Source organism: Mesorhizobium sp. WSM4976 (assembly GCF_029625685.1).
Classification (GTDB): Bacteria; Pseudomonadota; Alphaproteobacteria; order Rhizobiales; family Rhizobiaceae; genus Mesorhizobium.
Window position 1 is genome coordinate 131576 of record NZ_JARTVT010000018.1, and the last position, 26095, is coordinate 157670.

Annotated in this window: 28 protein-coding genes, 2 tRNA genes and 1 pseudogene; 19 read left to right on the top strand and 12 right to left on the bottom strand. The window is 63.7% G+C overall.

Annotation, left to right across the window (positions count from 1 at the left end; genetic code table 11):
• Positions 1-22: 22 nt before the first annotated feature.
• Positions 23-2128 (top strand): molybdopterin oxidoreductase family protein, encoded by a 2106-nt coding sequence (locus P9272_RS22215; RefSeq protein ID WP_278162211.1) that lies wholly within the window; start codon positions 23-25, stop codon positions 2126-2128.
• Here the strand turns inward: P9272_RS22215 and P9272_RS22220 are convergent, their stop codons facing one another.
• The gene (locus tag P9272_RS22220) at positions 2129-4912 is read right to left on the bottom strand and encodes a hypothetical protein (RefSeq protein WP_278162185.1); all 2784 of its coding nucleotides are present in this window, start codon (positions 4910-4912) and stop codon (positions 2129-2131) included.
• 210 nt (positions 4913-5122) lie between these two features.
• On the opposite strand from P9272_RS22220, the gene dapB reads away from it, so the two are divergent.
• From dapB to P9272_RS22240, 4 genes are all read left to right on the top strand, one after another.
• Positions 5123-5899: a 4-hydroxy-tetrahydrodipicolinate reductase gene (dapB, locus tag P9272_RS22225; RefSeq protein ID WP_278162186.1), complete on the top strand. Its 777-nt coding sequence runs from the start codon at positions 5123-5125 to the stop codon at positions 5897-5899.
• 230 nt (positions 5900-6129) lie between these two features.
• Positions 6130-7089 carry an ABC transporter substrate-binding protein gene (locus tag P9272_RS22230; RefSeq protein ID WP_128257790.1) on the top strand — a complete coding sequence of 320 codons (960 nt, stop codon included), beginning with the start codon at positions 6130-6132 and terminating at the stop codon, positions 7087-7089.
• Positions 7090-7202: 113 nt separating this feature from the next.
• A complete protein-coding gene (locus P9272_RS22235) occupies positions 7203-8012 on the top strand; it encodes an ABC transporter ATP-binding protein (protein ID WP_128257744.1) in 810 nt (269 codons plus the stop codon).
• Between the two features lie 10 nt (positions 8013-8022).
• Positions 8023-8901 (top strand): ABC transporter permease, encoded by an 879-nt coding sequence (locus P9272_RS22240; RefSeq protein WP_128257745.1) that lies wholly within the window; start codon positions 8023-8025, stop codon positions 8899-8901.
• A 28-nt stretch (positions 8902-8929) separates the two neighbouring features.
• On the opposite strand, the gene P9272_RS22245 is transcribed toward P9272_RS22240, so the two are convergent.
• Positions 8930-10303 carry a sensor histidine kinase gene (locus P9272_RS22245; protein WP_278162187.1) on the bottom strand — a complete coding sequence of 458 codons (1374 nt, stop codon included), beginning with the start codon at positions 10301-10303 and terminating at the stop codon, positions 8930-8932.
• On the bottom strand, positions 10300-10977 hold the full coding sequence (locus tag P9272_RS22250) for a response regulator (RefSeq protein ID WP_128257747.1): 678 nt from the start codon (positions 10975-10977) through the stop codon (positions 10300-10302). Before P9272_RS22250 ends, P9272_RS22245 begins: the two co-directional genes overlap by 4 nt.
• 480 nt (positions 10978-11457) lie before the next feature.
• On the opposite strand from P9272_RS22250, the gene P9272_RS22255 reads away from it, so the two are divergent.
• The 4 genes from P9272_RS22255 to P9272_RS22270 all read left to right on the top strand — a co-directional run bounded on the left by P9272_RS22255 (position 11458) and on the right by P9272_RS22270 (position 12744).
• Positions 11458-11688 carry a DUF680 domain-containing protein gene (locus P9272_RS22255; RefSeq protein ID WP_128257748.1) on the top strand — a complete coding sequence of 77 codons (231 nt, stop codon included), beginning with the start codon at positions 11458-11460 and terminating at the stop codon, positions 11686-11688.
• Between the two features lie 54 nt (positions 11689-11742).
• The gene (locus P9272_RS22260) at positions 11743-11949 is read left to right on the top strand and encodes a DUF680 domain-containing protein (RefSeq protein WP_278162188.1); all 207 of its coding nucleotides are present in this window, start codon (positions 11743-11745) and stop codon (positions 11947-11949) included.
• Positions 11950-12003: 54 nt separating this feature from the next.
• Positions 12004-12210 (top strand): DUF680 domain-containing protein, encoded by a 207-nt coding sequence (locus P9272_RS22265; protein WP_278162190.1) that lies wholly within the window; start codon positions 12004-12006, stop codon positions 12208-12210.
• A gap of 327 nt (positions 12211-12537) precedes the next feature.
• Positions 12538-12744, top strand: coding sequence for a DUF680 domain-containing protein (locus tag P9272_RS22270; RefSeq protein ID WP_278162191.1), 207 nt, complete (start codon positions 12538-12540; stop codon positions 12742-12744).
• 59 nt (positions 12745-12803) lie between these two features.
• Here the strand turns inward: P9272_RS22270 and P9272_RS22275 are convergent, their stop codons facing one another.
• Positions 12804-12983, bottom strand: a complete 180-nt coding sequence (locus P9272_RS22275; protein ID WP_278162192.1) for a hypothetical protein — start codon at positions 12981-12983, stop codon at positions 12804-12806.
• Between P9272_RS22275 and P9272_RS22280 the strand changes: the two genes are divergently transcribed.
• Positions 12982-13230, top strand: coding sequence for a DUF680 domain-containing protein (locus P9272_RS22280; RefSeq protein WP_278162194.1), 249 nt, complete (start codon positions 12982-12984; stop codon positions 13228-13230). The two genes, P9272_RS22275 and P9272_RS22280, sit on opposite strands and share 2 nt — an antisense overlap.
• Before the next feature lie 73 nt (positions 13231-13303).
• Here P9272_RS22280 and P9272_RS22285 read toward each other — a convergent pair whose 3' ends face one another.
• The 3 genes from P9272_RS22285 to purM all read right to left on the bottom strand — a co-directional run bounded on the left by P9272_RS22285 (position 13304) and on the right by purM (position 15790).
• Entirely contained in the window at positions 13304-13819 is a 516-nt protein-coding gene (locus tag P9272_RS22285) for a histidine phosphatase family protein (RefSeq protein WP_278162195.1), read from the bottom strand.
• Positions 13820-14006: 187 nt separating this feature from the next.
• Complete coding sequence (purN, locus tag P9272_RS22290) at positions 14007-14714, bottom strand: phosphoribosylglycinamide formyltransferase (protein ID WP_278162196.1); 708 nt, start codon at positions 14712-14714, stop codon at positions 14007-14009.
• Entirely contained in the window at positions 14711-15790 is a 1080-nt protein-coding gene (gene purM / locus P9272_RS22295) for a phosphoribosylformylglycinamidine cyclo-ligase (protein WP_128257792.1), read from the bottom strand. Before purM ends, purN begins: the two co-directional genes overlap by 4 nt.
• A 199-nt stretch (positions 15791-15989) precedes the next feature.
• Here purM and P9272_RS22300 point away from each other — a divergent pair, with 199 nt between their 5' ends.
• The 5 genes and pseudogenes from P9272_RS22300 (at position 15990) to P9272_RS22320 (ending at position 19345) form a co-directional block, all read left to right on the top strand.
• Positions 15990-16622, top strand: coding sequence for a CDP-alcohol phosphatidyltransferase family protein (locus P9272_RS22300; protein ID WP_278162197.1), 633 nt, complete (start codon positions 15990-15992; stop codon positions 16620-16622).
• Positions 16623-16635: 13 nt separating this feature from the next.
• Positions 16636-17784: an AI-2E family transporter gene (locus tag P9272_RS22305; protein WP_128257757.1), complete on the top strand. Its 1149-nt coding sequence runs from the start codon at positions 16636-16638 to the stop codon at positions 17782-17784.
• A 1-nt stretch (position 17785) separates the two neighbouring features.
• The gene (hdaA, locus tag P9272_RS22310; protein ID WP_278162198.1) at positions 17786-18490 is read left to right on the top strand and encodes a DnaA regulatory inactivator HdaA; all 705 of its coding nucleotides are present in this window, start codon (positions 17786-17788) and stop codon (positions 18488-18490) included.
• A gap of 224 nt (positions 18491-18714) precedes the next feature.
• Positions 18715-18972 (top strand): type II toxin-antitoxin system prevent-host-death family antitoxin, encoded by a 258-nt coding sequence (locus P9272_RS22315; protein WP_128257759.1) that lies wholly within the window; start codon positions 18715-18717, stop codon positions 18970-18972.
• Positions 18969-19345, top strand: a pseudogene (locus tag P9272_RS22320) (type II toxin-antitoxin system VapC family toxin). Before P9272_RS22315 ends, P9272_RS22320 begins: the two are co-directional and overlap by 4 nt.
• Before the next feature lie 116 nt (positions 19346-19461).
• Here the strand turns inward: P9272_RS22320 and P9272_RS22325 are convergent.
• Positions 19462-20184 carry a hypothetical protein gene (locus tag P9272_RS22325; RefSeq protein WP_278162199.1) on the bottom strand — a complete coding sequence of 241 codons (723 nt, stop codon included), beginning with the start codon at positions 20182-20184 and terminating at the stop codon, positions 19462-19464.
• Between the two features lie 72 nt (positions 20185-20256).
• Positions 20257-20333, bottom strand: a tRNA-Pro gene (locus P9272_RS22330).
• 453 nt (positions 20334-20786) lie between these two features.
• Between P9272_RS22330 and P9272_RS22335 the strand changes: the two genes are divergently transcribed.
• Positions 20787-21467, top strand: a complete 681-nt coding sequence (locus P9272_RS22335) for an outer membrane protein (RefSeq protein WP_278162200.1) — start codon at positions 20787-20789, stop codon at positions 21465-21467.
• Positions 21468-21875: 408 nt separating this feature from the next.
• Here P9272_RS22335 and P9272_RS22340 read toward each other — a convergent pair whose 3' ends face one another.
• The gene (locus tag P9272_RS22340; protein WP_278162201.1) at positions 21876-21968 is read right to left on the bottom strand and encodes a putative RiPP precursor; all 93 of its coding nucleotides are present in this window, start codon (positions 21966-21968) and stop codon (positions 21876-21878) included.
• 621 nt (positions 21969-22589) lie between these two features.
• On the opposite strand from P9272_RS22340, the gene P9272_RS22345 reads away from it, so the two are divergent.
• Positions 22590-22820 carry a hypothetical protein gene (locus tag P9272_RS22345; protein ID WP_347404060.1) on the top strand — a complete coding sequence of 77 codons (231 nt, stop codon included), beginning with the start codon at positions 22590-22592 and terminating at the stop codon, positions 22818-22820.
• A gap of 240 nt (positions 22821-23060) precedes the next feature.
• Here the strand turns inward: P9272_RS22345 and P9272_RS22350 are convergent, their stop codons facing one another.
• Together P9272_RS22350 and P9272_RS22355 are read right to left on the bottom strand one after the other, a co-directional pair.
• On the bottom strand, positions 23061-24236 hold the full coding sequence (locus tag P9272_RS22350; protein WP_278162212.1) for an NAD(P)/FAD-dependent oxidoreductase: 1176 nt from the start codon (positions 24234-24236) through the stop codon (positions 23061-23063).
• 136 nt (positions 24237-24372) lie between these two features.
• Positions 24373-25341 (bottom strand): NAD(P)H-dependent oxidoreductase, encoded by a 969-nt coding sequence (locus P9272_RS22355; protein WP_278162202.1) that lies wholly within the window; start codon positions 25339-25341, stop codon positions 24373-24375.
• Between the two features lie 232 nt (positions 25342-25573).
• Here P9272_RS22355 and P9272_RS22360 point away from each other — a divergent pair, with 232 nt between their 5' ends.
• Both P9272_RS22360 and P9272_RS22365 read left to right on the top strand, forming a co-directional pair.
• Positions 25574-25879 carry an ETC complex I subunit gene (locus tag P9272_RS22360; protein ID WP_128257766.1) on the top strand — a complete coding sequence of 102 codons (306 nt, stop codon included), beginning with the start codon at positions 25574-25576 and terminating at the stop codon, positions 25877-25879.
• Positions 25880-25932: 53 nt separating this feature from the next.
• Positions 25933-26009: transfer RNA gene (locus P9272_RS22365), tRNA-Arg, on the top strand.
• Positions 26010-26095: the final 86 nt, after the last annotated feature.

Here is a 26095-nt window from a genome sequence, read left to right on the forward strand (position 1 = left end):
CAAAACCCGCTACACACCCCGCATGAACCAGCACGCCAAGCTCCGGATCGGCCATTCGGCCTGTCCGCATGACTGTCCTTCCACCTGCGCGCTCGAAGTCGAGCTTCTCGACGACGACCGTATCGGTCGCGTGCATGGCGCGAAGGCGAACAGCTATACGGCGGGCGTCGTCTGCGCCAAGGTCGCGCGCTATGCCGACCGTGTCCATCATCCCGATCGGCTGCTGAAGCCGCTGGTGCGCGCCGGCGCCAAGGGCGAGGGCGCTTGGAAGGAAGCAAGCTGGGAAGCGGCGCTCGACCTCGTGGCGGAGAAGTTCATTGCGGCCGAGGAGAAATACGGCTCAGAGACCGTCTGGCCTTATTTCTACGCCGGCACTATGGGGCTGGTGCAGCGCGACGGCATCGAACGGCTTCGCCACGCGAAAAAATACTCCGGCTTCTTCGGCTCGATCTGCACCAATCTTGCCTGGACTGGCTGGATGATGGGCGCGGGCGCCCTGCGCGGTCCCGATCCGCGCGAGATGGCCAAGGCCGACTGTGTGGTGATCTGGGGCACCAATGCCGTGGTCACGCAGGTCAATGTCATGACGCATGCGACGAGGGCGAGGAAAGAACGCGGCGCGAAAATCATCGTCATCGACATCTACGACAATGCCACGATGAAGCAGGCCGATCTCGGCCTGGTCTTGAAGCCCGGCACCGACGGCGCGCTCGCCTGTGCGGTCATGCATGTGCTGTTCCGCGACGGGTTCGCCGACCGCCCCTTTCTGGAAAAATACACCGACGACCCGCGCGGGCTGGAAGAGCATCTGCGCACCCGCACGCCCGAATGGGCCGCCGCCATCACCGGGCTCTCTGTGGGCGAGATCGAGGCCTTCGCGCAGATCGTCGGCACGACGAAGAAAACCTATTTCCGCCTCGGCTACGGTTTTGCGCGCCAGCGCAACGGCTCGATCAACATGCACGCTGCTTCTTGCATCGCCGCCGTCACCGGTGCCTGGCAGTATGAGGGAGGCGGCGCTTTCCATTCCAACTCCGGGATCTTCAAGCTGAACCAGGATGTGCTGGAAGGCACCGCGATGCGCGATCCGAACATCCGCTGTCTCGACCATTCGCGCATCGGCCCGGTGCTTACAGGCGCCGAGGACGCGCTCTATGGCGGGCCCCCGGTGACGGCGATGCTGATTCAGAACACCAATCCGGCCAATGTCGCGCCGGAGCAGCGGCTGGTGAAACAGGGTTTTCTGCGCGAGGACCTGTTCACCTGCGTGCATGAGCAGTTCATGACCGATACCGCCAAGCTTGCCGACGTCGTGCTGCCGGCGACGATGTTTCTGGAACATGACGACATCTACAAGGGCGGCGGCAACCAGCACATCACCCTCGGCCCCAAGCTGATCGAGCCGCCGCAAGGGCCGCGCACCAACCACTCCTTGAATGAAGAACTCGGCAAGCGGCTGGGCGTCGGCGACAGGCCAGGCTTCGGCCTGACCGAGCGCGAGCATATCGACATCATCCTCGGCAAGCGCGGGCTTGGCAGCTTCGAGAGTCTGAGGGAACTGAAGTGGGTCGACCTGCAGCCCGACTTCGACGACGCGCATTTCATCAACGGCTTCGGCCATGCCGACAAGAAGTTTCACTTCCGGCCCAACTGGACTGGGCAGTCGGCGCCCAACCGGCCGCCGAAAAGCATGGGCCTGTTCGGCCCCATCGAGCGGCTGCCGGAATTCCCGGATCATGTCGAGCTGATCGAGGTGGCGGACGAGGAGCATCCGTTCCGGCTGGCGACCTCGCCGGCGCGCAACTTCCTCAATTCGAGCTTTTCCGAGACGCCGGTATCGAGGGCCAAGGAAGGCAGGCCCGAACTGCTTATCCACCGCGAAGATGCAGCGGCGCTCGGCATCGAGGATGGCGGCCGTGTTGAGGTCGGCAACCGGCGCGGCGATCTGGTGCTGCACGCGAAGTTCTTCAACGGCGTGAAACGCGGCGTGGTGATCGCCGAAGGCATCTGGCCGAACAGTGCGCATGAGCGCGGCGAGGGCATCAATGTGCTGACCGGCGCCGATGCCCCGGCGCCCTATGGCGGCGCCGCCGTCCATGACAACAAGGTCTGGCTCAGGGCGCTCTAACTACTTCGCCGCCTTCGCGTCCAGCGCCTTGACCTCATCCACGGCCGCCTTGCGCGCCGCTGCCTCGACACCGGCGGCGCCCTTGTCCTTGGCGAAGGCGATGAGGGCCGAGCGCGTGTCCTCGTCACATCCCTCCGAACCAACGCCGTCGAGCCCGGCTTTCTTCGCAGCAGCGAGCACGGAGTCGCAAGCGTCCGGCGCAAACGCGAACTGGTTCATGACGGCCCCGAGCGTCAGCGGGTCCTGCAGGCGTGGATCGTCGCGGATCGCCTGAATGGTGGCATTGCCCACCATCCTGGATTTGCGATCCTGCGCGATCTGCGTCAGGTCGAAGATGAACTCGAATTCCGGCTTCTCGACGCCCTCGGGCTTCGACACCAGTATATCCAGCGCGTAGCGGGTGATCTCCTCGGGCGTGACGACCGACCGGATGGCGCGCGCCTGATGGTAGTTGCGCACCAGCACCCAGCGCGAGGGCAGGTCGCCATAGCGGGCGAGAATGCCGAGCTGCTTGATGGCGGCGAGCTTCTGCTTATCGGTCTTGGCGGCCTGCGCCTGGGCAAACACCTTGTCGCGGATGCGGTTGACGAGGTCCGCGTCGAGGACGCCCGGAGCCGGCGTGGCCTGCTGTGTCCCGGCTGCGGCTTGCGGGCTGGGAGCATCGCCAAGCGGACCCTTCGCATCGACCCAGGCCGCGAGCGCCTTGCGCGCGTCCGGACCGAAATAGCCTTTCGGCTCGCCAGTGTAGAAACCTTCGCTCTTCAGCGTCGTCTCGATGGCGACGCGGATATCGTCGGGCAGCGCCTTGCCGATGCCGACCAGATTGTCGTCGTCGAGGCCGGCCGGCGCCTCGCGAAAGGCATCCATCACCGCAGCCGCGATCGCTGCGTTTCCGGCGCTGGAGGCCGGTCCGGAAAAGAGGCCGCTCAGTTCCATGTCGGCGTCGTTGGCGCCGAACACACCGGCGCCCATCCTGCCGATGCCATCATTGTAAAGGGCGATGCGGTCGGTGATGCCTTCGCGCAGCGTCATCAGGTGGTCAAAGCTGTCGAAGGTGAAGGCATTGGCGAGCTTGCTCTTTGCCGTGAGCGAGCCGAGCCGCGCCGCCTCGCGCCAAGCATGCAGCCGCTCGCGCGGGTTCTTGTCGACGCCGAGACCGTCGTCATAGGCGTCGCCCAGGAGCACCATCGCCTCGAGGCCGCCGAGATTGGCGGCATTGATCAGCATCGCGGTCGCCTTCTGGTCATCCTGCGGATAGACCACGCCTTTGCGCAGAAGCTTTGCGTGCAGCAGATAGGCCTGCTGCTCCTTCTTGGCTTCGCCTTCGTCGATCAGGGCCTTCAATTGATCGTCGCTCAGGCCGTCGTCGCGGCGCGACGGGCGATAGCTGGTCGAATCGAGATTGGCATATTGCGTCGAGGCGTAGAGCCAGAGCGCGTCGCGGTCACCCGCATCCGCCAGCGGCTTCAGCATGGCGCGCGCCACATCCTCGTTCTTGAACCGCAGATCGTCCGACAGCTGCAGCCGCGCCAGCGCCAGCGCAGCACCTGGCTCGCCGGCCTCGGCGGCGTCGCTCAGGCGCCCGATCAGTTGGTCCGGATTGTCGATCTGAAAGCCGTCATAGTCGGGAAGCAGCTTCGCCAGCCTGATGCCGGCGTCGAGGTCCGAGGAGGCATTGAGCAACCGGATCGCCTCACGCGGCTGGCGGCCGACGAATTTGCCGTCGAGCAGCAGGCCGGCCAGCATCGGCCCGGCCTCGGCAACGTTCTTGGTGGCGGCGCGCAGCGCGGCGATGGCGCGCTTGCCGTCCGCCGGCCCGCCTTCGCCCTTGGCGAGCATGTCGGCCAGCATCGGCACGGCATACTGATCGCTGGCGACGCGCGCTTCCAGCAATTGCCTGGCCTTGGCAGCGTCCGGCTGCGTGCCGCGTCCCAGCCGCAGCGCCTTGATATAGGCGAGCACCGATGCTTCGGGCCCCGTGGTTCCGGCCTTGGTATCCGCGTCCATGGCCTGAAATGCCTTTTGCTGCTCCTCGGCGGCGAACCCGTCATTTTCCAGCACCGTCCGCGCGATCAGCAGCGGCATGGCAGCGCGGAACTGGCTGTCCCATTCGCCGGGCGACTGGCCCTGGGCCGGCGCGTCGATGACGCGTTGCGCGGTCTCGACCACCTTGTGCGCATCGCGGCGCAGCAGCGGCCCATCGATATACTGGCGCAGCAGTGTCTCGAGCGCCGTGAGATGGCCGGCAGCGCCTGCCTTCTGCAAGGCTTCGAGCGCCATGCCGCGCGAGACAGGTAGCGGACCGGCGTCAGCGCCGTCGCGCCGATGCACCGAGTAGACCTCGTAGAGCAGATAATTCGCCTCGGGACTGCCGCCGTCGGCGATGAGCTTGATTTGCGGCAGGAGAAAGGTGAGCCCCGCCTGGTTAAGCGCGACCTGTACCCGCAGCCATTCGAGTGTCAGCCGCTTTTCCTGCGGCGCGCCGAGCATCGCCGCCTGGCACTTGTCGGCCAGGGTCTTGAGCTTGCGGAGATCGAAGTCTTGCGGGAAGAGCTCACCATATTGGACAGGCGGCGCCTTGGCTTCGGGATCGAGCGGCACGGCGGCGCCCTTGTCGCAGACGCTGATCGCCTCGGCAAGCGCGGCCTTCTTCGCTGTATCGTCCGCAGCCTTTTTGGCCGCGTCGTCGGAGGTTTCGGAAGACGCCTGCGCCCCCAGGGCCGCTCCGGCAAGGGGCGTCAAGGCGAGGCAGGAAAGAACCAGGGCATGCATTGGCCGCAGCATGAGCGTCCCCCTCGGACTTGGATCCGGCGCAGCCGGACACACAGGCGCTAAATTAGCATGCCACGTCAGTGATCTTGAGTGTGGCGCTTCACAGTCGCGTATAGGTCGCCCTTGTTTCGCGCCGATGTCGTGGCCCGGAGTCGTTTGAATCATTTTGCCAAGACGGCGTGCTAGGGGATTGTTCAGACTCAGCTTTCGAAAAGGATCGCCATGCCACACCCGCTCAGGATAGCCATCGCCGGTGCGCTCGGCCGCATGGGACGGCAAATGGCGGAGACTGCCGCTGCCGATCCGCGGCTGCAGCTCGTCGCGCGCTTCCATCGGCCGGGCAGCGCGGGCGAGGGGCTGGTCGAGCGCGACGAGGCGCTTTCGCTTGCCGACGTAGTGATCGACTTCACCACGCCCGCGGCGTCCGCCGAGCTGGCCAAGGCCTGCGCGGGGCGTGGTGGTCCGGCGCTGGTGATCGGCTCGACCGGTTTTGACGTCGCTGAGCTGGAAGCCATAGCGGAGGCGGCAAAGACAGTCGCCATCGTGCGCTCCGGCAGCTATTCGCTCGGCCTCAACATGCTGACCGGCCTGGTCGAGCAGGCGGCGAGGGCGCTTGTGCCTGATGACTGCGACATCGAAATCCTCGAAGCGCATCATCGCTTCAAGGTCGATGCGCCGTCGGGCACGGCGCTGATGCTGGGCGAAGCGGCTGCGCGAGGACGCGGCGCCAGGCTGGATACTGTGGCGAAGCGCGCCCGCCACGGCCTCGTTGGTCCGCGCGGTGCCGGCGAGATCGGCCTTGCCGTGCTGCGCGGCGGCAGCATCGTCGGCGAGCATAGCGTGAGCTTCCTTGCCGAAGGCGAGGTGCTCACGCTCTCGCATGCCGCCGGCGACCGGTCCATGTTCGCGCGCGGCGCCATCGCGGCGGCACTCTGGGTTGCCGGCCGATCGCCGGGTAAATATGACATGCAAGATGTGCTGGGCTTTGGCGGCGTCTGACCCGCTTGCATTGCAGGATTTCGTTTCAAAAGCCGTCAAAATCGCTGAAAGCCAGCTGAAAGCTTGGCCATGCCATGACGGTTTCGCGGCGTTCGCCGTGACTGGCCCGGGAGGGGTCGGCAAGGAGGAGATGCGGCGCAGCTCGGATGGCGTGCCGCCCAGGTGGAGGAAGTTAGGTGACCGGTTTTATCTCTAAACACGCTCTTCGTTCGGCGACGCTGACGCTTGCCATGCTTGCCGCGGGCGCGACGACGGCGTCGGCGGCAGACAAGATCTCGATCATGGTGGGCGGCTACGAAAAGCAGATCTACCTGCCCGCCAAGCTCGCCGAGGCGCTCGGCTATTTCAAGGATGAGGGCCTCGACGTCGAGCTTCTCAACGAGCCGGCCGGCGTCGATGCCGAAAACGAGATGCTGGCGGGCGCGGTGCAAGGCGTGGTCGGTTTCTACGACCACAGCATTGACCTGCAGGCCAAGGGCAAGTTCGTCGAATCCGTCGTCCAGTTCAGCCAGGCGCCCGGCGAGGTCGAGCTGGTCTCTTCCAAGCATCCCGAAATCAAGTCGCCGGCCGACTTCAAGGGCATGAGCCTCGGCGTTACCGGCCTTGGCTCCTCAACCAATTTCCTGACCGAGTATCTGGCGGTCAAGAACGGCCTGAAGCTCGGCGAGTTCACTTCGGTTCCGGTCGGCGCCGGCAACACCTTCATCGCCGCCATGCAGCAGGACAAGATCCAGGCCGGCATGACGACCGAGCCGACGATCTCGCGCTTGCTCAAGACCGGCGAAGCCAAGGTCTTGATCGACATGCGCACGATCGAAGGCACCAAGGCCGCGCTCGGCGGCACCTATCCGGCCGCCTCGCTCTATATGCAGACCGAGTGGGTCGAGGCGCACAAGGACACGGTCCAGAAACTCGCCAATGCCTTCGTCAAGACGTTGAAGTTCATCAACACGCACAGCGGCGCCGAGATCGCCGCAAAGATGCCCAAGGACTATTATGTCGGCGACGAGGCCGCCTACGTGAAGGCGCTCGATGCCGGCAAGGGCATGTTCACCGCCGACGGCGTGATGCCCCAGGGTGGCCCGGAAACGGTGCTGACCGTGCTCTCTGCCTTCAAGAAGGAGCTGCAGGGCAAGCAGATCGACCTGTCGAAGACCTACACCACGGAATTCGTCAAGAACGTGAAGTAGCCGCAGCCCGGCGCGAGGTTCCGACCTCGCGCCGTCAGGGTTCATGCCCGCCTTGTTTCCACGCCCGGCGATCTCCCGCGCGGCGATCGCCTGCTATTGGAGTCTGTTCAACCATGGCTGTCGAAAAGACCGCTCCGGCGATCGAGCTGATCAATGTCAGCCGCCGCTTCCTCTCCCCCACCGGCAAGTCGCTGACGGCGATCCGCGATTTCACCATGACGGTCGGACGCGGCGAGTTTGTCGCCGTCGTCGGTCCGACCGGCTGCGGCAAGTCGACGACGCTCAACCTCGTCACCGGGCTCGCCAGCCCAAGCGCCGGCGAGGTCCGCGTCATGGGCGCGCCGGTCAAGGGGATCGATCCGCGGATCGGCTTCGTGTTCCAGACCGATGCTCTGTTTCCCTGGCGCACGGTGATCGAGAATGTGATGGCCGGGCCGCTGTTTCGCGGCAAGCCCAAGTCGCAGGCGGAGGCTTCCGCCCGCGACTGGCTGGCACGCGTCGGCCTGGCCCGCTTCGAGCAGCACTATCCGCACCAGCTCTCCGGCGGCATGCGCAAGCGCGTGGCGCTCGCCCAGACCTTCATCAACGGCCCGGAGATCCTCTTGATGGACGAGCCGTTCTCGGCGCTCGACGTGCAGACCCGCGTTCTTATGCATGAGGAACTGCTGCGCCTCTGGTCCGAGGCGAAGGCCTCCGTCGTCTTCGTCACCCATGACCTCGAGGAAGCGATCGCGCTGGCCGACAAGGTCTATGTGCTCACCGCCGGGCCGGCGACGGTGAAATCCGTCTACACGATCGACCTGCCGCGTCCGCGCGTCGTCGCCGACATCCGTTACGAGCAGAGCTTCATCGACTATTCGCGCACCATCTGGTCAGACCTCAAGGAAGAGGTCGAGACCAGCTACGCCCGTGCGGCGGCATGAGGAGGCTGAAATGACTGACGCCACCATTAACATTTCCAGCACAAATTTCAGACCGGGCACTTCGGACGCGGAGATCGAGGCCGCCGCCGCCAGGGCCGCCGCACATCGCCGCCACACGGTCACGTTCTGGCGGCTCGCCATCCTCGTCGTCTTTCTGGGTGCCTGGGAGATCGCAGGCCGCATGGCCTGGATCGATCCGTTCTTTTACGCCATGCCGAGCACGATCGCCGGGCGGCTCTATGAGTGGATTACGGAAGGCACCTCCGAAGGACCGCTCTGGTACCATCTCTATGTGACGATGGAAGAATCGGTGCTGGGCTTCGTCACCGGTTCGGTCGCCGGCATCATCATTGGCGTCGCGCTCGGTCGCAACCGCATGGCCGCCGATATATTCTCCATCTACATCAAACTGATCAACTCGATCCCCCGCGTCGTGCTGGCGCCGATCTTCATCATGATCCTCGGCCTCGGGCTTGCCTCCAAGGTGGCGCTGGCCTTCGTCATGGTTTTCTTCGTCGTTTTCCACAACGCTTTCCAGGGTGTGCGCGAGGCGGACCGCGCAATGATCGCCAACGCCCGCATCCTCGGGGCCTCCGACTGGCAACTGACGCGCTCGGTGATCGTGCCTTCTGCGATGAGCTGGATCTTCGCCAGCCTGCATGTCAGCTTCGGCTTCGCCATCATCGGCGCCATCGTCGGCGAGTTCGTCGGGTCGCGCTTCGGCATCGGCCTGTTGATCAACATCGCCAAGGGCTCGTTCGACGCCGCCGGCATGTATGCGGCGATCGTCATCGTCATGGTCGTGGCGCTGGGCGCCGAGTACCTGATGACGCTGGTCGAGAATCGGCTCGCGAAATGGCGGCCTCAGCCATTGCACGAGACGCAGTAGGCAGGACTGCACTGTCGGCCGGATGCCTTCAGGAGCCAGCCAGCGGCAGCCGCACCTCGACCTTCAGCCCGCCCGCGGCGGCGTCGCACAGCGTGACGCTGCCGCCGGCATTCTCGACCACCTCGTGGACGATGGCGAGCCCGAGCCCGCTCCCTTCCTCGGCCGAGCCGGAAATGCGGTAGAAACGTTCGAAGACGTGCTCCCGCTCTTCCACGGGAATGCCGGGTCCTTCGTCGCTGACCGTAAGCTCAGCCTCGCCGCCAGTGGCGGCGAGCTTGACGGTGACGCTGCCGCCGGCCGGTGTGTAACGCAGCGCGTTGTCGACCAGATTGACGATCATCTCCCGCAACATTGTCCCGTCGCCGATGACCGGCACGGGGCCGGTTTCCTCGAGGCCGAGGTCGATGTTGCGTTCGACTGCCTTCGGCGCATGTGCCTCCAGCACCTGGCGGGCAGCCTCGGTGAGGTCGATGCGATCGGCACGTGGCCGCCGGCTGCCGGGTTCGGCGCGCGAGAGCGTTAGCAACTGTTCGGCCAGTCGCGCCAGTTTGCCTGAACTTGCCTGCAACGCCACAAGCGCTTCCCGCCGTCGATCCGCGGCGCTTTCGCGCAACGCATAGCTCGCCTGTGTCGACAGCAGCGCAAGCGGCGTGCGCAACTGGTGTGCGGCGTTGGCAATGAAGCGGCGCTGCGCCGCCATCTGGCCCCGCACGCGCGACATGTAAGCATTAAGCGCCTCGATCAGCGGCCTGATCTCGCTCTGCGCGCCCGTTACCTCGATCGGGTCGAGGTCGCTTCGGCCCGGCGAGCGAACCGCATCGCGAAGGCGGATCAGCGGCGCCAGCCCGCGGCGCAAGCCAAGCAGCACGAACACGCCGGCAATCGCCACCAGCGCCAGTTGCTGGCCAAAGGCGCTCAACCACAGGCGCCTCACCATCGCATCGTGACCGCCGAGTGTCACGCCGACCGTGACCGTGATCGGCGAATCCGATCCAGCGCCGATTACGGTATGGCTTAGCGTGGCGAGTCTCAGGCGATGATCGCGAAAGCCGGCCTCTATGCTGCCGCGATCTGTCGCCTTGGGCAGGTCTGGATAACCGGTGAGCAGGCGTCCGCCCGCGGTCTCGACATGGTAGTAGACCCTGTCACGATCGCCCGTATCGAACATTTCGATCGCCGCCGGCGGGATGGTGGCATCGAGCACGGCGTCTTTCACCGCGACCTGTTCGGCGATGGCACGCGCCGATGCCATGAGCATCCGGTCGGTTACCAGATCGGCAGTGGCGAGCGCATTGCCGTGGCTGGTCCATAGATTGATGGCGGCGAGCCCTGCCAGCGGCAGCACCACCCATGCCAGCAATTGGATGCGAAGGCTGCCGATGCGAAGACTGCCGATTGTCATGGCGTCGGATCGTCGTGGCGCAAGAGGTAGCCGAGGCCGCGCAACGTGGCGATCTGGACGCGCGAGCCCTCAAGCTTCTTGCGCAGCCGGTGCACATAAATCTCGATGGCGCTGGGGTCGGCGTCGGTGTCGAAGTCGTAGATCGCCGCCGAGAGCGCCGCCTTGCTCACCGTGCGGCCGGCCTTGATTACGAGCTGTTCCAGCACGGCGTGCTCGCGCGGCGTCAGTGACAGCGTCGTGCCGGCAAGCGAGAAGAGGCGAGTGTTGGTGTCGAAGACGAGGTCGCCGCAGGAAATGACCGGCGCGGTGCGGTCGTTGGCGCGGCGCAACTGCACGCGGATGCGCGCTTCCAACTCCTCGATCTGGAAGGGTTTGGCCAGATAGTCGTCGGCGCCTTCGTTGAGCCCCTTGACCCGTCCGTCGAGGCTGGCATTGGCGGTGAGCACGATCACCGGCACCGGGTTGCCGCGCGCCCGCAGCCTCTTCAGCACTTCCATGCCGCCCATGCGGGGCAGGGCAAGGTCGAGGATGATCAAGGCATGATCGCCGGCGGCCAAAGCATGCTCGACATCCTCGCCGTCATGCACGACGTCGACGACGTAGCTTGCCTGGCGCAGCGTCTTGCTTAGCCAATCGGCCAGTTCGCGATTGTCCTCGACAAGCAGCAGCCGCATCGTGTGTCGCTGTTTCCTCCCAACGGCACCGACCTCGCCGAGGCGGCAAGCCGCGTCCGAATTGGTTCCCGAGGCAACCGATAGTATCGATCCGCCCGCAAGGCAAACGCGGGTTTCCTGCGGCAGCCATCTCGATCAGGATGCCTGTCGCGCCACTTGCCCGCTCCCGCAAGCGATGAAACCGAACCGTTCGGTTCAATTAATGTTGACGGTTCGTGTAGGCACGGTGAACGCTGGCAGGTCCGGTCAGACCGGTGTCTCGACGAGTTACAGCCGTAACCAATTGATATTAAACGATAAGATTCTGTCCGCCTAGCCTTTCGCGCAATTTCAAGATCGAACCGAACGGTTCGGTTCACAAATTTTCGTGATTGGAAATGGCAACAGGGCCGACCCATTTCGGGGTGGTCCGAGCGACGCGAATTTCCATTAAGGCACGCCACTAGACGGACACGACTTTTGAAATCTGGAGTATCTAAAATGAACAAGATTGCTTTTGCCGCTGCTGCCCTCCTCGTCGCCACGAGCGGCGCTTTTGCCGGCAGCGACCATTACGGTTCCGACAACGTCAACCAGCCGGCCGTGACCGCTCCCGCGGGCAAGGTCGACAACACCGTCACGGGTTCGATCCGCAAGTTCGAGCAGCGCGACCTTCACATCACGCCTGATCAGAACCAGCCGCAGTCGGGCCAGGGCATCTGGGGTCGCTAAGCGGTCCTTTCCTGACCAACGTCAGTCAACAACTTTGAATCTGGAGTAACTCAAATGACCAAGATCGCTCTTACCGCCGCCGCCCTTCTCGTTGCCACCGGTGCTGCTTTCGCCGGCTCGGACAATTACGGCTCGGCCAATGCCAACCAGCCGGCCGCTTCTGTCGACACCTCGTCCACCGCTTCGGTCAAGAAGTCGGATGCGGATGTCCAGAAGCCGGTCGTCCAGGGCGCCAACCACGACCTGTTCGGCAACCACTAATCGGGTTCGCTCGGGCGAACCTTCGACCAACAATCTCGAATCTGAGTAACTCAAATGACCAAGATCGCTCTTACCGCCGCCGCCCTTCTCGTTGCCACCGGCTCCGCTTTTGCCGGCTCGGACAATTACGGCTCGGCCAATGCCAATCAGCCGGCCGCTTCGGTCGACACCTCGTCCACCGCTTCGATCAAGAAGTCGGATCCGGATGTCCAGAAGCCGGTCGTCCAGGGCGCCAACCACGACCTGTTCGGCAACCACTAAACGGATCTGTCCTCGACAGACCCTCAAAGCGGCGGGCTTGTCCCGCCGCTTTGCTTCTATGCAGCCGGCTATCCGTTGGACCGGTCCCCGGCGTTTTTGATCAAGCATTCATCACGAAGCGGTGAGGCCTGTAACGAGGACCCCGGTGCTGCCGAACTGGGAGCAAGGGCCGATAGACGAGGCCGATCCAGGGAAATTCAGACGGGTGGAACGAGCGGGCAGCAACCGGGCGATGTCCGGGGCGTGCTGTGTCGATCCGCTGGGTCATCGGATCGTCAATCGCTCCCGATCCATAACACCGCAACCCCAGAACCAGGAGTATTTGAAATGACCAAGATCGTACTCACCGCAGCCGCCATTCTCGTCGTCACCGGCACTGCTTTCGCCAGTTCCGACAATTACGGCTCGGCCAACGCCAACCAGCCGGTCACCACCATCGACCGGACCGTGACAGCCTCGGTCGCGAAGTCCGACGCGGATATCCATGAGCCGGTCGTGCAGGGCGCCAATCACGACCTGTTCGGCAACCACTGATCCGGTCCGGAATGTACCAGGCGGCGGGCTTGTCCCGCCGCTCTTCACAAGCATTTGATTCACAAATATTTGTAATCGTTATCCTTTTTTCGATCGAAGTCGAAGCCAAGGGTGCTCTGGCCGCTGAAAGGCGAAGGTGCGGGGAATAAATCCCGGTCGCCGCGGGTCTTCTCGGCAGCGGGGGCCATCCTCCCAAGGCCACCGCCGATCAAACGACACGAAACAAGGAAATCGAACATGACCAGGATTGCATTCGTGGCGGCCGCCATGCTTGTCGCCGCCATGGGCACCGCATCCGCTGGCAGCGATCACTACGGCGCTGACGGCGTGAACCAGGCAGCCGTCGGCGCCGACACCAGCCTCACGGCCTCCATCCCGAAGCACAAGACAGTCAAGCCGGCTCCCAAGGTCGATACCGACATGAAGACTGGCTCGACCGGCGCCGCGGATTGGCCGGGCCCGCCCGCGGACAATTGGGGTAATTGATCCGCTTCTTCGAAATACCAAAGGCGGCGGGCAAAACCCGCCGTCTTGCCTATCGGAGGCCAAGCTTTGGGCGCTAGCCCAAATCCTTCGGCCGCAGGCAATGCGTCAGCCTGGCACTGCCGAACGCAAGGTCCGCCCAGTCGCCGTCGAGCGTGAATCGCGCAAGTGCCGCCGTCGGAAACTTCGCTTCGATCTTCTTGAAAACGCCCTCATCCGATCCGGCGCCAGCCAGCCGCAACGCAAAATGCTGCAGGCCGGGATTGTGGCCGATCACCAGCAGAGTCGTCGCCTTGACCTGCCGCACGCGCGCCAGGATGGTGGCAGGCGCCGCCTCGTAGAGCTCTTCCGCGAATTCCGCCTGCACATGCTGCGGTAGTTCCTGGGCGACCAGCCGCCAGGTATCGCGGGTACGCAGCGCCGGCGAAACCAAAGCGAGGTCGGGCAGCCAGCCGCGCCGGGCAAGCTCCCGCCCCATCAGCGATGCGGTCTTCAGCCCACGCGGGGTGAGAGGACGGTCGAAGTCGGCAAGTGCCGGATCGTCCCAGCTCGACTTGGCATGGCGCAGGATGAGGAGCTGTTTCACGGGCATCGATCAGAGCAAAAGCAACTAGTGAGGTGAGCGCGGGCTCTTAGTTGCTCCGTTGTTGAGATTGTCGAACGGACCACTGGCTAGCCCCTCCATCCAAGCCTTACGCAACCGCTCACTTTCGGTTTCGCTCTGGGGTTGGCTCGGCAATTCCGGTGAAGCGTTCACGTTCTTGCTACCCCTCGCAAGGCTACGGTGTGATGCGCGCCAGCTGTTCGAGGTCGGTCTCCTCGCGCAGCGGGTCGGGCGCCATCACCACCGAGCTGGCGTTCTCGGCGTCGTCGGCGAAATGGGCAAGCACCGTGTGGCCTTTTTCCATGCGCGCCTTGCCCTCCGCGACCAGGCCCAGCGCCAGCGTGTAAAGCCGATGCTCGGCCTTCAGCACGCGCGCGGCCAGCGTGTCTTCATTGTCGCCGACCATCACCGGCACGGCGGCCTGCCCGATGATCGGGCCGTCATCCATCTCGGGCGTGACGAAATGCACCGAGCAGCCATGGATGCGCACGCCCGCGCGGATGGCCCGCGCATGCGTGTCCAGCCCCTTGAAGGCCGGCAGCAAGGCAGGGTGGATGTTGATCATGCGCCCCTGCCATTTCTCGACGAGGCCGCGGCCGAGGATGCGCATATAGCCGGCAAGCGCCACGATCTCGGCGCCGAAGCCGGTGAGCGCGGCGTCGATCGCGGCGTCATAGGCATCTTTGCTCGCATGCTCGGCGCGCAGGATCACCTTGGTGGCGATGCCGCGCGACTGGGCGATGCCGAGGCCGGCCGCGTTGGCGCGGTCGGAGATGACGCCGACGATTTCGGCCGGATAGCTTGGATCGCTGGCCGCCGCGATCAGCGCCGTCATGTTGGAGCCGCGCCCCGAGATCAGGACGACCGTGCGCTTCCTGCTCATAGGCCGATCGAGCCCCGATAGATGACGCCGGCGTCGCGGCGCGGCACGATGCGGCCGATCGGCGTCACCGTCTCGCCGGCTTCCTGCAGCACCGCCGCCACCTGCGCCGCCTGGCCGGAGGCGACGGCGAGGATCATGCCAATGCCGCAATTGAAGGTGCGCATCATTTCTTCCGGCGCGACGCCGCCGGTCTTTGCCAGCCACGAGAACACCGGCGGCACGTCGATCGCCTCCAGGTCGAGCTCGGCCGAAAAATCCTTAGGCAGCACGCGCGGGATGTTTTCCGGAAAACCGCCACCGGTGATGTGGGCCAGCGCCTTGATGCCATGCGTGTTGCGGATCGCCTTGAGGATCGACTTCACATAGATGCGCGTCGGCTCGAGCAGCGCCTCGGCGAGGCTGAGCTCCTCGTTGAACGGCGCCGGATCGCTCCAGCCAAGGCCGCTCGCGGCAACGATCCGGCGCACCAGCGAAAAGCCGTTGGAGTGCAGGCCGGAGGAGGCGAGGCCGAGCAGCACGTCGCCCTCGACGATGTCGTCGGTCGGCAGCAACTGGCCGCGTTCGGCCGCACCGACCGCGAAACCGGCAAGGTCGTAGTCCTTGTCGTGGTACATGCCGGGCATTTCGGCCGTCTCGCCGCCGATCAGCGCGCAGCCGGCCTGCCGGCACCCATCGGCGATGCCGCCGACGATCGAGGCGCCCTGGTCCGGATCGAGCTTGCCGGTGGCGAAATAGTCGAGGAAGAACAGCGGCTCGGCGCCCTGCACGACGATGTCGTTGACGCACATGGCAACGAGGTCGATGCCGATCGTGTCATGCTTGCCGGAATCGATGGCGATCTTGAGCTTGGTGCCGACGCCGTCATTGGCCGCGACCAGCACCGGATCGGTGAAGCCGGCCGCCTTCAGGTCGAACAGCCCGCCGAAACCGCCGATCTCGCCATCGGCGCCCGGCCGGCGCGTCGCGCGCACCAGCGGCTTGATCTTCTCGACCATCAGATTGCCGGCATCGATATCGACGCCCGCCTCGGCATAGGTGAGCCCGTTCTTGCGCTTGGCCGGATCACCCTTGCTCATCGTCGGCTCGTCCCTGTTTGTCATTGCGGGCTCTTCGCATGAATGGTTTCGGGGAGCAAGGATGACGCGCGGGTGAGGGAGTATGTTCCCGAGGAAAGTGCCAGCGAGCGAGGTGATCGGCAGCTTCGTCGCTCCGCTACTTGCGCCAATCTCCCATCTCCCTCATCTTTTTCCCAACAAGAACCCGACGGGACCTCACGTGACCCTTCCCAACATGATCACGATCATGCGGCTGCTGCTCGTGCCCGCCGTGGTGCTTGCCATGCTGCAGTCGCTTTGGGGTTGGGCATTCGCCGGCTTCCTCGTCGCCGGCATTTCCGACGGCGTCGACGGCTTCATCGCGCGCCGCTGGAACCAGTCGTCCCGCCTCGGCGCCTATCTCGATCCGGTCGCCGACAAGCTTTTGCTGGTCTCGGTCTTCGTCGTCATGGGCTTTGCCGGCGAACTGCCGCTCTGGCTGGTGGTGACCATGGTCTCGCGTGACGGGCTCATCGTCTGCGCCGTGCTCCTGTCCAGCGTGATGAGCAATCCGGTCGAGGTGAAGCCGCTCTTCGTTTCGAAGGCCAACACCGCCGCGCAGATCGTGCTGGCGGCGCTTGTGCTGGGCGAGCTGGCCTTTGCCGCGCATCTGGGCCCGCTGCGGACCGCGCTCATATTGCTGACCGGGGTCTTGACCGTGGCTTCGGCCGCGGCCTATCTCGTGGCTTGGCTAAGGCATATGAGCGGCTATGGCGAAGGCTCCCGAACGAGCAACTCCCAGAACGACAACACCAACCGCGGCGGCACCAAGTCGGGCATCGGCAAAGCCGGCGGCTCCGGCACGGACGCCTGACAGCGATGGCGCGGTGATCGCCGCCGTCGACAGTTCCGGCGGGCTTCGCCGCCAGGTCTTCTTCTGGCTGGCGACGGCGGTCCTGCTGGCGCTGTTCCTCTACGTCTTCTCGGGCATCCTCCTGCCTTTCGTCGCCGGCATGGTGCTCGCCTATTTCCTCGATCCTGTTGCCGACTGGCTGCAGCGGCTTGGCCTCTCGCGCCTTATGGCGACGGTGGTTATCCTGATCGCCTTCATCGTCATCGTGGTGCTGGCCTTCGTCATCCTGGTGCCGGTCCTGGCGACCCAAATGGCCGATTTCGCCCGCAAGCTGCCGGAATATCTCACGCGCCTGCAGTCGCTGCTCACCAGCTTCGACCCGAAATGGCTCGAGCAGCGTTTTGGCGTCAACGCCGCCGGCCTGCGCGACGGGCTGAACTCGCTGTTGACCTCCGGTTTCAGCCTGCTCACTACCGTCTTCACCTCGATCTGGAGTTCCGGCGTGGCGCTGATCTCGGTGGTGAGCCTGTTCGTCGTCACCCCGGTCGTTGCCTTCTACATGCTGCTCGACTGGGATCGCATGGTGGCCGAGGTCGACGGCTGGGTGCCGCGCGACCATGTAGAGACGGTGCGCGCGCTGGCCCGCGACATCAACACCGCCACGGCCGGCTTCGTGCGCGGGCAGGGCACATTGTGCCTGGTGCTCGGCGCCATGTACGCCACCGGGCTGACGCTGACCGGTTTGAACTTCGCCATCCTGATCGGTTTGTTCGCCGGGCTGATTTCCTTCATACCTTATGTCGGCTCGCTGACGGGGCTGGTGCTTGCCGTCGGCGTCGCCTTCGTCCAGTTCTGGCCGGACTGGACGATGATCGTGCTGGTCGCCTTCGTGTTCTTCGTCGGCCAGTTCATAGAGGGCAACATCCTGCAACCGCGCCTGGTCGGGAAGAGCGTCGGCCTGCACCCTGTTTGGCTGATGTTCTCGCTGTTTGCTTTTGGCGCACTGTTCGGCTTCGTCGGCCTTCTGATTGCCGTGCCGGCCTCGGCGGCGATTGCCGTGCTGGTGCGCTTCGCCATTGCCCGCTATCTCGAATCGCCGCTTTACAAGGGCCACGACACCCAGCCCGTGCCGCCTTTGCCGGCCGATCGCGGCGGCGGCCATCGCGCGAAGCCGCGTGGCTGAAATGGCTGCTCAGCCAGCAGATAAGCCGCGCCAGCTGCCGCTCGATCTCGGCCACGGCACCGGCTATTCGCGCGACGAGCTCGTCGTCTCGGGCACCAACGCGCAAGCCGCATCGTTGATCGACCGCTGGCCGGATTGGCCTTGGCCTGTCGTGGTGCTCGCAGGGCCGCCCGGTTCGGGCAAGACGCATCTCGCCCGAATATGGCAGGAGCGGGCGCACGCCGTCGCTATCGGCCCAGGCCGCATCGGCGAGCATATTGCCGGCCTGGGCACCAGGCCGGTGCTCATTGATGATATCGACAAGGCGGCGATCGATGAGCAGGGCCTGTTCCATCTGATCAACGTAGTGCGCGGCATGGGCTCGACACTGCTCTTGACGGCGCGGCGGTTCCCCTCGGCCTGGCGTGTCGGGCTGCCCGATCTTATCTCGCGGCTGAAGGCGGCGGCGACGGTCGAGATCCATGAGCCCGACGACCTTTTGCTGGCTGGCGTCATCACCAAGCTGTTCGCCGACCGCCAGATCGAGGTCGAGCCACATGTGGTGCAATATCTGGTGCGCCGTATCGAGCGTTCGCTGGGCACCGCCATGCGCATCGTCGAGCGCCTCGACCGCGTAGCCCTCGAACGCAAGACGCCGATCACCCGAGCGCTTGCGGCCGAGACGGTCAGCGCCATGGACGAAGGGCAGGGCGAGTTCGATATTTAGCTTCCTTCTGTCCCATTCCGGAACAGCCTTTCCGGCATCAGTCTTGCAACGCCGACGGTGCCGGTTGATCCCGGTCCCGGTCGCGTTTCCAGATCGGGTTGTAGGCTCGCCGGGCTCGAGGTGGTTGGGGTTCTCGCCCGGCGGGTTTACCGTTGCTCGATCTTGATACGGACCATGGAGCGGTCTATTTTATTGGACCATATCATGGTCCATGAAGAGCAACCATGCAGATATCCGTGACCGACGCCAAGGGACAATTGACTGAATTGGTGAGGCGCGCCGAGGCCGGCGATGAGATCATCTTGACCCGTCACGGTCACGCTGCCGTGCGTCTCGTGCCGATACGATCCGTACCCGATCGAAAGCACCGCCGGGGTTTGCTGCAGGCCGCCCGGGCAGCGGGCGCGGCGAAGGCCGGTGCCGGTCCCTCCGCGGCACGCAGCCAGGATTTCCTCTACGGCGATGAGGGCCTGCCGGAGTGATTGTCGTCGACACCTCAGCCTTATCGTCCTCGACGAGCCGGCGGCGGATGACTGTGTCGCCGTGCTGGAGGCGGAAGACGACCTTCTGATATCGGCAGGAACCGTCGCCGAGCTCCTGATTGTCGCGGCGCGGAGAGGCGTGGCCGAGGAGGTGCAGTCCCTGCTCGACGGGCTCGGCTTAGAGATCGTTCCTGTGACGGAAGGCGCCGCCCGACGTGTCGCTGATGCCCATGCGCAATGGGGAAAAGGCATCCACGCTGCGGCGCTCAATTTCGGCGACTGCTTTGCCTATGAGGTGGCAAAGGACCGGGCCTGCCGGCTGCTCTATGTCGGCGACGATTTCTCCAAGACCGACATCGAAAGCGTGATCTGAGCGGCGAAAAGGGAGCTGGAGCAATTCCAGGAAAAGTGCGAGCGGTTTTCCGTCCGGAATTGCGTAAGAAAGAAGAGATAGAGCGGGTCGCCGTTTCCGTGAAACGGTGAAATGCTCTAGTTGCTCTTACCCTTCAGCCGGTCCCGCAAACGGCGCAACTGCCGCCGCCACCACGGCTTCGGCTTGCGCGGGACCAGGACCATCTTGCCGTCGATGACGGCGTCGTCCACCCAGTCATGCACCTGCATTCGCCAAGTGACCCTGACGCGGGCAAGAAGGGGCAATGGATCCTCGCCGGTGATCCGTGCCAGTTCCGGATCCTTCAGCACTGGGCGGAAATCGAAGCCTTGGGCGATGAGGGCTCGCAGGAACACGATCTGGCGCCGCATGCGGTGGAAGTCGGTTCCCTGGCCGTCGACCATGGTGCGGGCGCCGATCCACTGGTGCAGCCGTTCGCCCGACAGCGTTTCATCCGGCGGGCGAAAGGAGACCTGCCGGCGCCCGTCCTCCAGGCGGCTGGTCGGCGTCAGCGGATACCAGAAATCGAGCGGCTCGTGGATCGGCACGCTAACGCTGGCGCCGGTAAGCGCGGCCTCGGTCGCGCCGCGCCGGAGGCAGACTGCGCTTTGCGCGGCAAATCCCAATTCCGCGAGCGCATCGAGCAGCAGCCTGCCGCCGCCGACGGCGAAGGCAGCATTGATACGGTCGCTTATGAGGGGAGACCACAAGTCGCGCGGCACCCATGTCAGCCGCCGCCTGGCACCATCCACAACGACGATGATGTCGGTGTTGGTGTCCCAATTGTCCCTGTCCAGGATCGCTACAACCGTGGCTGCCAAGGTGAGATCCGCCCTCTGGCCGGAAATGCAGGAACGCGGAGACCGGCTTGGTTCTGTCGAGGAAGGGAGCGATGGTCGGAGTGGCGTGATTCGAACACGCGACCCCCTGATCCCAAATCAGGTGCGCTACCAGGCTGCGCTACACTCCGACGCCGGGTTTCCATAGGGTTCCGGGCGATTGAGGGCAAGCCCAAAAAGCGAAAAACGGAACGAACGGCAAATATCGCAGGATCCGGCCGCCAGAAGTTCCACGAAAAGTCCAGCGTGTCTTCGCTCGTCGATCTTTGAGGTCGACTGCCAGGAAGCGATAGTGCCAGCCATCCTCTACTGCCTAATCGAGAGCTGGTCGGGATGCGCGGCTACGGCAAAAGATCGCTTCACCGGCTGATGGCCACAGACCTGCTAAGTAAGAAAACGCTAAACTCGAAACGAGCCGGCGATTGCCAAAGCCCGAGACTTAGGTGGGCAAATCGCATTAATCGCTTCGCATGTTGCCAAAGTGCAACTTTGCAGGAAAACCCGAGCAGTCTCGCGATTGGGACTAAATACTCTAGGAAATATTCTGCTAGATTAGAGCCGGTTTTCTACGCTGGGGACTCGCAATGAAATACATTCTGGCAGCGGCGATGCTGGGCGCCACTCTTACGTCCGCCATGGCGGCTGATGTTGTGAACGAACTTCCGGTCGCCTCCACGTATGACTGGAGTGGTGGGTACATTGGGGGCCAAATCGGCTATGCTTGGGGACGGGACCACATCGAGGACGAATTGGTAACCGGTGGCGGAACGGATTACTCTGATAGTTTCCGGGTTCGCGGTGTAACCGGAGGCATTTTCGCTGGTTATAACATGCAGTGGGGCAACATCGTCGGCGGCATCGAAGGTGACATCGAGGCGTCCGGGATCGTCGGCCACAATCCTAACTGGCCGTTCGGAACGGATGACAATACTCATGTCGACGCTCAGGGCTCGCTGCGTGGCCGCTTGGGCTACGCAATCGATAACTGGATGCCATATGTGACGGGCGGCTTGGCCTTGGGAGATATTCACACGAAATTCGAAGATGGCGCGGCCACGGACTCTAAGTCCCAGATTAAAGCTGGCTGGACACTCGGTGCTGGTGTCGCTTACGCCATCAACAGGAATTGGTTCGCTCAGGTGGACTATCGGTACACGGATTTCGGCAAAGTTACGACCGCCACCACCAATACCGACTCTTCTTATGTCGAACACGAGCACGTCAAGACCAACGAGGTCAGGATCGGCATCGCATACAAATTCTGATAGTCGCCCGCGACGGCTCTGACGAGCCGCGGGCCGGCGAAGCCCTAAGTGCAACGTCGGCAACAGTCGGAGAATGCGCGGGCGCTTCTGAACCGGACTGAACTTCTCTTGGAGCCAAAAGCACCTGAGCGGAGTGCCGATACGTGATTTCGAGGGCGGCAGGAGAATCTTGCGCCCGGAAAGAGTAGTCGCCTCCGCCAGGCTTTAGAAGCACCCGGCGTGGTCATTGGCGACTGCGCCGGACCGTTCCTGTTCCACATCTGAAATAAAAAGCCCGCCGACCGAAGGACGTCGGGCTTTGTGCATAATTTGGACTGGTTCAGTCGATCGGTCCCGATAGCGATAGGGCCACAACTGATCCCAGGCGCTCTCGCTTGCGCAGAATAGGCTTCTCGTAAGTCTTCTTCATCAGCCGATCACCTTCGACGGAAGGAAGACCGCGGTGACGCTGTTGAGGCGTTCGCGTTTGGTCAGCACAGGCTTTTCATAGACTTTCTTCATGCGGTAGGTCCCCAAGTTGCCCTCAAAAACACCGCAGAAATGGCCTGAGCAACCGACGGTTGTCAAGACAGACCCGCCGGCATGTGGGTCCGGGGGTGCGGTTGGCGCAGAGGGGTTTGCGGCGTTCCATGAGACATTGAACGCAAGAGAAGATCAGGCTGGGCTCTGCCCTTCCTTATCAGGCCCCACACTCCGGATGTGTTATGGCGTATAGAGCGTACGCCCGGAAGCCAACACATGGCAGGGGTTCTGATCCGCCTCAATATAGCAGTGTTAAAGAGCGCCATTGCTCGGTTTCGTTGACAAGCGGCGGCACCTGCTGTTGACTTCCCTTGGGACAATTGGGGTTTTGCAGATGGCACGCTTGGCACGCGTCATAGCTTTCGCATTTGCATTGGTTCTTTCTCGTCTGCCGGCATCTGCGCAAGACAAGGCCGGCGACAAGCCTGAGGTTCTCACCAAGGTCACGCTCGAAGATATCAGGGATGCCCTGCAGAACGCGGCTATCGCGGCCAGATCAAGAACGACAGCACCGGCGAGTATGTATCGAGCGCCTCGGGCGGACAGAATTTCTTCGTCAGCCTTGGCGGATGCGATGACCAGAAGGTTTGCAAGACGCTCTTGGCAGAGACTGCAGGGTGGACTCCCAAAACACCTTTGACGGTGGACGGTCTAGACGCATTCGACTGGGACAATGCCGGCTGGCTCACGGTCGTGAAGTATAAGGACGGCAAATATTACGCCAACTATCGGGTGACACTGGTGGGCGGAGTGACCAAGGCCTGGCTGCAGTCAAACCTGGAAGGCTTTGCCACCACGACCGAAAATTTCGCAGCCTTCATGCAAAAATAGGCCTCGGCGGATCACCAGGGATGATCAGAGATCGACCTTGGCCACATTGTCCTTGTATTTGGGATCGTAGCCGAGCTGCATCTTGATGCCGGAGACGACGCTGGAGGCGTCGAGCCAAATTTCGGCCTGTTCAGGATCAACGCGAATTTCGCCTCGAGCTCATCGGGCGTCGGCATCTCGCTTCCTTTCATCCAGAGAAAGGCAAACGACCGACCGTCCTGTCTGTTCCTTGTGGCGCGCTCACCGCTTCAGGCCGGCGATCTTCCTGGCGATCGCCGCGGCCTGGATTGTTGCGTTGGCGAAGCAGCCGCGAATGCTGGGCCGCATGCCGGTGAACCAGAGCCCGGGCAGCTTCGGGTCGTTCGCGGCGCCGTTGAACAGCGGCACGCCCTTGCCGTCGAGCACGCCAAGCTTGCCCAGCATCGTTTCCAGCCCGGTGCGGTAGCCGGTGGCGGCAATGACGATGTCGGGCGCGATCGACTGGCCATTGTCGAGCACGACGCCGTCGCGCCTGAATTCGCGCAGTTGCGGCACGACGATGATGCGCCCGGCCTTGATGGCCCTGACCGCGCCGTCGTCGGCGGCGATCGCGGTATAGTCGGAGCCTAGCCGGCTGGCGCCGCCCGACGGGGCAGGGGGCAGGCCGTATTTCGTCAGGTCGCCGAACACCAGGCGCTGCGTTGCCGCCATGACCGCGTCGGCGAGCCATGTGGGCAGGTTGGCCATGAGCGGCGATATGCGGTGCACCGCGATCTTGCCGATGCGCTTGGGCAGCAGCGAAGGTCCGTTGCGCGCCGCAAGCCAGATCTGGCCGGTTTCGGCGCGGGAAAGATGGTTGAGCGCATCGAAGCCGGAGTTGCCGGCGCCGACAACGAGAACCTTCTTGCCGGCATAGTCGCTTGCCCTTCCGAAATCGGCCGAATGGATGATCCTCCCGGAAAAATCCTCCATGCCCTTCCAGGCCGGGATGAAGGGCTGCCGGTCGCGTCCGGTGGCGATCACCACATATCGCGCCGCCTTCAAGCCCTTGCTTGTCCGCAGCAGCCAATGGCTGCCGTGAAATTCGATTTCGTCGACCTCGACGCCGAAGGCGACCGGCAGCCGGTGCGTCTCGGCGAACTCGTTGAGATGGCGCACGACGGCGCTGCGGTGCGGGAAGGCCGGTGTCCCCGCCGGATAGGACACGCCGGGCAATGAGGAGAGGTCGCGATGCGTGTTGAGGTGCAGATTGTCGTGGCGGCGGTGCCAAGGCTCGGCCAGCCTCTGCTCGCGCTCCAGGATTTGCGTCGTCACGCCGGCCATGGTCAATGCATGCGCGGCGGCAAGCCCGGCGGCGCCCCCGCCGACGACAATCGCGCCATCCAGAATCGCTGGCTCGCCGTCCCCCAACGGCGAGACTTTCGTATCCGCGCCCATTCGTATCTTTGTCGTCGTCGTCATCATGCCTTCAAGTGGCACGACCATGTATCCGATGTATGCCGCTCACAGGCCAAAAGGAATAGGTGCGTGTTGCAAATCCCCGGCATTGTGTCGCGGATTTTGCAAGCGCCGGCTAATGAACCGGGTCCGCATGGCGATGCACCAGCTTGAACGCGCCGTCCTCCAGCCGAAACACTTCCGTCACCCGCAAGGTCATCTCGGTCGTCTCGCCGTTCTTGCCGATGCGCGCCTTGGCATGCTGCAAGCCGCTCCAGAAGGCCAGATCGCCGCTGGATGACGCCTGCAGCACCTCGAGGTCGGTGTTGCCGCCTTTGTGGAAGCTCGCGGCATCGCGTTCGTAGCGGCCGGCAACCGCTTCGGCGCCTTCGAGATGATCGCCGCGCGGTGAGAAGAATGTCGCCGGCCCGGCACGGGTGACGATCGCTTTCAGGGAGGAGGCATCGCCATTGACATAGTCCTCGGCGATCTTCTCGCGCTGCTTCATGAAGGCGTCGAAGGACGAGCCGCCAGGATGCACCGTCCTGATCCATGTCTCCAGGCTGGCCATGAAATCCTCGAGAAAGGCGGCGGTGTCGGCGTTGGTCACCGCGCCTTTGTCGTCCAGCAATTCCGCGACATTGCCGATATACGCCTCCGGCTGCTGCATCACCGGCATGTCGAGAAAGACGAAGGTCTGCCGGAGCGCCTGGTTGGAGCCGAAGGCGCCGATCTTGCTGGGACTGACACTGACGACCCCTGCGGGCAGTCCCTTGAACACGCTCTTGCCCGGCGGGCGCGAGCCTACATCGAGCGCATTCTTCAGGCAGCCAGGGATCGAGCGGTTGTATTCCGGGGTGACGAACAGCACCGCGTCGCATTCGCGCATCGCTCCGCGGAAGGCAGACCACGCCGCCGGCGGGTCGTCACCGTCTAGGTCCTCGTTGTAGAGTGGCAGGTTGCCAATCTCGATGAAGCGGCAGCGCACCGAATCCGGCGCGCGGGCGGCGAGCGCCTTGGCGATCTTGCGGCTGAAAGATTGGGCGCGCAGGCTGCCGACAAGCACGGCGAGCTGCAGGACGGTGTGTTCGATTCCATTGGTCATGGCGAGACGTCCGCTTCTGGTTGAGGGCTCGGGAGAAGGCTTGCCCGGCCCGGCCGCCCGACCTTTCGATAATGTCGCCGGCGCGGCGAGGTTCCCTGCGCCGTGGGAGCGCGGGGGCGCTTGCGGCCTTGCCGCCGCGGCCATTGCGCAGTAATGACGGGTTGGCGCGAGATTTCAGGTCCCCGACAGGGTGCTCAAACGAGGCGCGCCGAACAGGTGCAAAGAGGTGCTCATGTCCGCGCGCATTTTCAGTCCAGCCAAAACCGCGATGCAATCCGGCAAGGCCAAGACCGGACATTGGGTGCTGGAGTTCGATCCCGCGCAGCGCAAGAAGATCGACCCGCTGATGGGCTACACCACCTCCGGCGACATGCTGAGCCAGGTGAAGCTAACCTTCGACACGAAGGAAGAAGCAGTGGCTTATGCCGAGAAGGAAAAGATCGCCTATCGCGTAGAAGAGCCGAAGGAAGCAAAGCGCCGGCAGATTTCCTATTCGGACAATTTCCGCTATGACCGCAAGACGCCCTGGACGCACTGACTTCGAGTCGTGCATCGCTTGGCGTAACGCAGCAGCCGGCCCGGCCGGCCGACGGTCCCGTAGCTCAGCTGGATAGAGCACCGGCCTTCTAAGCCGATGGTCGCAGGTTCGAATCCTGCCGGGATCGCCAAGCGGCTTTGGTCCGTTCCGGACACATAGGTTACAGTTTATACCGGAGACATGGGTAACACTTTTGGCCCGAAGGGGTTGTGGAGT

Coding starts and splice junctions, on each gene's coding strand:
- P9272_RS22215 (WP_278162211.1), top strand. CDS start 23: ATGAACCAGCACGCCAAGCTCCGGATCGGCCATTCGGCCTGTCCGCAT.
- P9272_RS22220 (WP_278162185.1), bottom strand. CDS start 4,912: ATGCTGCGGCCAATGCATGCCCTGGTTCTTTCCTGCCTCGCCTTGACG.
- dapB (WP_278162186.1), top strand. CDS start 5,123: ATGCCACACCCGCTCAGGATAGCCATCGCCGGTGCGCTCGGCCGCATG.
- P9272_RS22230 (WP_128257790.1), top strand. CDS start 6,130: ATGCTTGCCGCGGGCGCGACGACGGCGTCGGCGGCAGACAAGATCTCG.
- P9272_RS22235 (WP_128257744.1), top strand. CDS start 7,203: ATGGCTGTCGAAAAGACCGCTCCGGCGATCGAGCTGATCAATGTCAGC.
- P9272_RS22240 (WP_128257745.1), top strand. CDS start 8,023: ATGACTGACGCCACCATTAACATTTCCAGCACAAATTTCAGACCGGGC.
- P9272_RS22245 (WP_278162187.1), bottom strand. CDS start 10,303: ATGACAATCGGCAGTCTTCGCATCGGCAGCCTTCGCATCCAATTGCTG.
- P9272_RS22250 (WP_128257747.1), bottom strand. CDS start 10,977: ATGCGGCTGCTGCTTGTCGAGGACAATCGCGAACTGGCCGATTGGCTA.
- P9272_RS22255 (WP_128257748.1), top strand. CDS start 11,458: ATGAACAAGATTGCTTTTGCCGCTGCTGCCCTCCTCGTCGCCACGAGC.
- P9272_RS22260 (WP_278162188.1), top strand. CDS start 11,743: ATGACCAAGATCGCTCTTACCGCCGCCGCCCTTCTCGTTGCCACCGGT.
- P9272_RS22265 (WP_278162190.1), top strand. CDS start 12,004: ATGACCAAGATCGCTCTTACCGCCGCCGCCCTTCTCGTTGCCACCGGC.
- P9272_RS22270 (WP_278162191.1), top strand. CDS start 12,538: ATGACCAAGATCGTACTCACCGCAGCCGCCATTCTCGTCGTCACCGGC.
- P9272_RS22280 (WP_278162194.1), top strand. CDS start 12,982: ATGACCAGGATTGCATTCGTGGCGGCCGCCATGCTTGTCGCCGCCATG.
- P9272_RS22275 (WP_278162192.1), bottom strand. CDS start 12,983: ATGTTCGATTTCCTTGTTTCGTGTCGTTTGATCGGCGGTGGCCTTGGG.
- P9272_RS22285 (WP_278162195.1), bottom strand. CDS start 13,819: ATGCCCGTGAAACAGCTCCTCATCCTGCGCCATGCCAAGTCGAGCTGG.
- purN (WP_278162196.1), bottom strand. CDS start 14,714: ATGAGCAGGAAGCGCACGGTCGTCCTGATCTCGGGGCGCGGCTCCAAC.
- purM (WP_128257792.1), bottom strand. CDS start 15,790: ATGAGCAAGGGTGATCCGGCCAAGCGCAAGAACGGGCTCACCTATGCC.
- hdaA (WP_278162198.1), top strand. CDS start 17,786: ATGGCTGCTCAGCCAGCAGATAAGCCGCGCCAGCTGCCGCTCGATCTC.
- P9272_RS22315 (WP_128257759.1), top strand. CDS start 18,715: ATGCAGATATCCGTGACCGACGCCAAGGGACAATTGACTGAATTGGTG.
- P9272_RS22335 (WP_278162200.1), top strand. CDS start 20,787: ATGAAATACATTCTGGCAGCGGCGATGCTGGGCGCCACTCTTACGTCC.
- P9272_RS22340 (WP_278162201.1), bottom strand. CDS start 21,968: ATGAAGAAAGTCTATGAAAAGCCTGTGCTGACCAAACGCGAACGCCTC.
- P9272_RS22350 (WP_278162212.1), bottom strand. CDS start 24,236: ATGGGCGCGGATACGAAAGTCTCGCCGTTGGGGGACGGCGAGCCAGCG.
- P9272_RS22355 (WP_278162202.1), bottom strand. CDS start 25,341: ATGACCAATGGAATCGAACACACCGTCCTGCAGCTCGCCGTGCTTGTC.
- P9272_RS22360 (WP_128257766.1), top strand. CDS start 25,574: ATGTCCGCGCGCATTTTCAGTCCAGCCAAAACCGCGATGCAATCCGGC.